The organism is Microcystis sp. M49636_WE2, assembly GCF_030065375.1.
GTDB lineage: Bacteria > Cyanobacteriota > Cyanobacteriia > Cyanobacteriales > Microcystaceae > Microcystis > Microcystis aeruginosa_C.
The window spans coordinates 1-4,683 of sequence record NZ_JASJFG010001082.1 but is presented as its reverse complement, the minus strand read 5'-3'; the positions used below and the strand labels follow the sequence as shown (position 1 = coordinate 4,683).

General features: G+C 47.0%; 6 protein-coding genes. 5 read left to right on the top strand and 1 reads right to left on the bottom strand.

The window, feature by feature from the left end:
* The 4 genes from PX484_RS25130 to PX484_RS25115 form a co-directional block, all read left to right on the top strand.
* Positions 1–310, top strand: a 310-nt coding sequence (locus tag PX484_RS25130; protein ID WP_288106119.1) for an inositol monophosphatase family protein, incomplete at its 5' end; no start/stop codon positions are given.
* 43 nt (positions 311–353) lie between these two features.
* Positions 354–1,295 (top strand): J domain-containing protein, encoded by a 942-nt coding sequence (locus tag PX484_RS25125; protein WP_287766563.1) that lies wholly within the window; start codon positions 354–356, stop codon positions 1,293–1,295.
* 37 nt (positions 1,296–1,332) lie between these two features.
* Positions 1,333–2,550, top strand: a complete 1,218-nt coding sequence (locus PX484_RS25120; protein WP_004268133.1) for an ATP phosphoribosyltransferase regulatory subunit — start codon at positions 1,333–1,335, stop codon at positions 2,548–2,550.
* An 88-nt stretch (positions 2,551–2,638) separates the two neighbouring features.
* Positions 2,639–3,151 (top strand): hypothetical protein, encoded by a 513-nt coding sequence (locus PX484_RS25115; protein ID WP_002798477.1) that lies wholly within the window; start codon positions 2,639–2,641, stop codon positions 3,149–3,151.
* Positions 3,152–3,528: 377 nt separating this feature from the next.
* Here PX484_RS25115 and PX484_RS25110 read toward each other — a convergent pair whose 3' ends face one another.
* Positions 3,529–4,392, bottom strand: coding sequence for a helix-turn-helix domain-containing protein (locus tag PX484_RS25110; RefSeq protein WP_287766561.1), 864 nt, complete (start codon positions 4,390–4,392; stop codon positions 3,529–3,531).
* 90 nt (positions 4,393–4,482) lie between these two features.
* Between PX484_RS25110 and PX484_RS25105 the strand changes: the two genes are divergently transcribed.
* The coding region (locus PX484_RS25105) for a helix-turn-helix domain-containing protein (RefSeq protein ID WP_288106115.1) at positions 4,483–4,683 on the top strand (201 nt) is incomplete at its 3' end.

The window sequence follows — 4,683 nt, the reverse complement described above, 5'->3', positions numbered from 1 at the left end:
TTATGCCGAATTCTGTTATCTGACCCATCTGACCCAAGGGGTACGCCGCAGCGGTTCCGCTGCCAAAGACTTAACCGATGTGGCCTGTGGGCGCTTAGATGGTTATTGGGAACGAGGGATTAATCCCTGGGATCTGGCCGCAGGAGTTATTCTGATCGAAGAAGCTGGGGGTAAAATTAGCGCCTACGATGAGAGTCCTTTTCTGATAGAAACGGGGCGAATCCTGGCTACTAACGGACAGATTCACACCCCCTTAAGCCAAGCTCTGCAAAAAGCGGCCTCTTGGAGGTTTCAGTTTGAATCCTTTTAATATTTACTGCGATTATTATTTTAATTAGAGCAGGATACTTTCTATGACTTTTCCAATTTACCAAGGATTATTTCAATATGATTTAATGGATCACTTCGCTATTTTAGGAGTCTCGATCGATGCCGAACAGGAGGAGATTCGCGAGCGTTACTTAAAAATTGCCTATAAACTCCATCCTGATACCTGTCGCACTCACACCCCCGATGAAAAGGAACAGGCTCATCAGTTACTTTCAAAATTAGTTAACCCCGCCTACGAACATCTGGGCCGCGACCTATCTCGCGAAGAATTTCGGCTGGTTTTAGCACAAATGGGCAAGGCAATGGGGAGAGATTTGAGCAAAATCACCATCAGTAGCGAACCAGCTAGAAAACTAGCCCAATCTAGCGCTAACTATGAATTAGCCTATCAAAAAATCCTGCAATCTTTGGCGATCGATCAATATACTGCCCTGGAAAATACCTATCAGAAAATCGGCCAACTCAGTGAACTCAATCTGGTTTATCTGATCTTAACCGAAGGTCAGGGCAACAGGAAAACCACCCCGAAAGTCTTTATCTCCCAGGGCAATACTAACCAGTCCGAGTTAGTTAGACCAGCTTTCACCACGGCAGTCCAGACTAAAAGCAACGAATCGCCCCTAGAAGCCTATATTCGCCGCGCCCAAGCCTCTCTTGACGAAAATAACCCCGCCCAAGCTTTACGAGAATTGCGCGATGCCCTGCGGCAAGAACCGGATAATGGCATCTGTCACGCCCTGATCGGTTTAGCCTACCTGCGACAAAATCAACTGTCCATGGCCCGGGTTCATATCAATCGGGCTTGGAAAGCCAGCCCCCAAGATGCGACGGTGATTAGGTGCAAACGGGAACTAGATAAAGTAGTTAATTCTAATATTGAAGTGCAAGACCAGAAAGGACAAAAAGAGGAAGGAGAGCGCAAGGGCGGTTTTTGGTCTCGATTTGGTGGTAAAAAGAATAAATAGGACTACCAGTGCCACCGATTTTGATTAGCAAACTCCCATGATTCATCAACCCCCGGCGGGGACAAGGGATTTATTACCCCTAGAAGTTACCCAAAAAGGCTGGATTAATGATCGCCTTCAGTCTGTCTTTCAGCGTTGGGGCTATCAAAGGATCGTCACCTCCACCATTGAATGGCTCGATACCCTCACCGCAGGCGGTACGATCGATCCCAGCACCGTGATCCAACTGCACGGGGATAGTCAAGGACTATCGGGATTACGCCCTGAATTAACCGCTTCCATTGCGCGTAGTGCCGTCACCCGCATGAGTGGGGAGTCCTATCCCCAACGTCTCTGTTATCGGGCTAACGTTTTTCGTCGCCCTAGCGCCAGTTATCACGGTCGTCAAGTGGAATTCTATCAAGCGGGGGTAGAACTGCTCTTTTCTGGCGGTTTACTAGCTGATGCCGAGATTTTACTGCTCCTGGCTGACTGTTTCGATAGTTTGGCCGTCCCTAACTGGCAGATTATTTTAGGAGAAGCGGGTTTGACTCGTTCGCTACTTTCTCCTTTTCCGGGTCCCTTACGCGAACAGGTGAAACGCTGTTTAGCCCTCCTCGACTACGTTAGCCTCGAAAATCTTCCCTATCCCAACGAAACCCTCCGGCAGCAAGCCCGACAATTATTTCACCTGCGCGGTAATCCCGAGGATGTCCTCGCACAAGTGGCCCTATTAGCCCAGGAAGAATCGGCCCAAAAAGCCGTTAATAACCTTAAATCCCTAGTAGAGCTGCTTAATGCTGATCGCTCTGGGCCTTTTCCCCTAATTCTCGATTTAAGTCTGATTCAAACCTTTGATTACTACACCGGCATCGTTTTTAAAGCGGTTAGTGATCACCGGCAAAATCTCAGTATTTTAGGCCAGGGCGGACGCTATGATCAATTATTGGGCGTTTTTCATCCCCAAGGCCAATCGGCTCCGGGTATCGGTTTTTCCCTGAATATCGAAGAACTGCACGAAAGTTTATTATCAGGGCAGACTTTACCCACTCAAGCTCCCCCCCTCGACTGGTTGCTTATCCCTTTGGGTAATAACGCCCAGATAGCGACTTTTAGTAAGGCTCGCTCCCTTCGCACCAGTGATCCGAATCTGAGAGTGGCGATCGATTTAGGTGGTCGCAGCGAGGCACAAATTCGTACCTATGCCCGCGATCGAATGATTAAAAATCTCGCCTGGGTGCAAGAAGATGGTTCCGTGAGCGAAGAATCTCTCTAAAAAGGGGCAAAAACAGCGAAAATCCTGCTGCCTTCTGCCCGCTGCTATAGGAATCTATAATTGTGTTCAATTACCCGTTATCCCAGTTATGCCTTCCAGCGGTCAAGTGAAATCGATTTTTTTTCTTATCCTCTTTCTCCTCAGTATTCTAGGGGGTATTCTACTGGCTTCGCTACTTCAACAACCAGCGATCGCCCAATCGCCGTCCTCGGATACATTGCTAAATCGTTATCAAATTGGACAGCAAACCTATCTAGAAAATTGTGCCACTTGCCATATTGCCATTCCTCCCAGCATCCTACCCAGTCAAACTTGGAAAAAAATCCTAGAAAATCCTAATTCTCACTATGGTATCCGTTTAAAACCAATTGTTGGCATTACTCAGCGTCTTATCTGGGATTATCTCAGTTATTCTTCCCGCCCTCTTACCCAGACTACTTTCGTTCCCCTCTTAATTGAACAGTCCAGCTATGTAAAGGTTTTGCATCCTAGGGTCAATTTACCCACTCCTCTCGGTCATACCACCTGTGTCAGCTGTCATCCCAACGCTTCCCGCTACGATTATCAAACCCTTACCCCCATCTGGGATGATGCAGCCTAATCAGTTATCAGTGATCAGTGATCAGTGATCAGTTATCAGTTATCAGTTATCAGTTATCAGTTTTCAGTTTTCAGTTTTCAGCTTCTGAAGGCAAGGGGCAACAGGCAAGAGGCAAAAGACAGAATCTGACAATTCTCCTACCTAAAAAGAAGGTTAGAAACTAAGCACATCAAAGCTTTTAGCTTAACCAATTAGGTCTTAGATTCGGCCCTTGTTTTCAGATGTGAGTTTTTAGTTCACTGATTACTGATACCAAATCCCTTTTTAATAGTGTGATTAACTCTCAAGTTATGAATTGTTTCTCCCCACACCCCACACCCCACACCCCACACCCCACTATCCTATACTTTTTAAACAGGATTTAGTATGATTACTGTTTACTGATCACTGAGAGGGGGTGCAGTTAGGGTGATTTCGCCGATTTGGCCAGCTTTACCCATTAATTGGGCGGGGTTTTCGTTAAGAGAGATTTTAACAGCGCCAGCATTGCCCGATCGAATATTTAAACTCTTTTGGGCTGTCCAAGTTTGTTTGGGACCGGGTTGGAGAGTGCCTTCATGGACTTTTTTGCCATCGGCAATTACCCTTACCCAAGCGGCCTGTTCAATAGTTACCTCGGCTGAGAGGGGAACTTTTGGCTGAGGAGAAGGGGAAGGAGAGACTACTGGTGCGGGAGGGACTACCGGTGCGGGGGAACCCACGGGGGAAGGAGATGGAGTAATGGCAGGGGGGTTAGAGAGAGGGGGACGGAGGAAAAGATAGCCAATACCACAAAATATACCCGCCAGCAAGCCTAGCCAGAGATACATCCCGAAAAAGGTTGATTTAGCCGGTTGAGGGCCAGTTTCTGGGGCTGGTTTTTCTGGTTTCACCCGTTCCACTTTTGGGGCAGCGGGTTCAGCCTTGGGGATAGGGGTAACTTTTGTGGGCAGTGTTTTCGGGATAGTTACCTCTTGGGCTAATTGTTCTGCACTAGGAGACAAGCGATCGGCTAAAGCTTTACCATCAATTTTTAGGGCATCACCGTAGCGTTTGATAAATCCCTTGACATAAATTAATTCTGGTAATTTCTCCCAATTCCCCGTTTCCAACGCTTCTAGCATTGGTAATCTAATCATCGTCAGGGCGGCGATATCGTCCATGCTCAGACAGCTTTCTTCTCGTTTTTGACGTAAATAAGTCCCGATTTCCTTGATTTGTTCGGCTTGTAGGGGACTGAGTTGACTCATAATTCCAGTCATCGAAAATTTGGGTCTGAAACCCCGTCGTTCTACGACGGCTTTACTGTTAAATATTAGCGCATTTACACGATATATGCTAGAGTGCGAGATATGGAAAAGGCCTACTCGTTCCGATTTTACCCCACACCCGAACAAGAGTCGCTATTGCGGCGCACTTTGGGCTATGTAAGATTGGTTTACAATAAGGCACTCCATCTCAGAACACAAGCTTGGTACGAAAGACAAGAAAGAGTAGGCTACGCTCAACCTTCTTCAATGCTAACCGATTGGAAAAAGCAAGAAGAATTAGAC

Coding starts and splice junctions, on each gene's coding strand:
- PX484_RS25120 (WP_004268133.1), top strand. CDS start 1,333: ATGATTCATCAACCCCCGGCGGGGACAAGGGATTTATTACCCCTAGAA.
- PX484_RS25110 (WP_287766561.1), bottom strand. CDS start 4,392: ATGACTGGAATTATGAGTCAACTCAGTCCCCTACAAGCCGAACAAATC.
- PX484_RS25115 (WP_002798477.1), top strand. CDS start 2,639: ATGCCTTCCAGCGGTCAAGTGAAATCGATTTTTTTTCTTATCCTCTTT.
- PX484_RS25125 (WP_287766563.1), top strand. CDS start 354: ATGACTTTTCCAATTTACCAAGGATTATTTCAATATGATTTAATGGAT.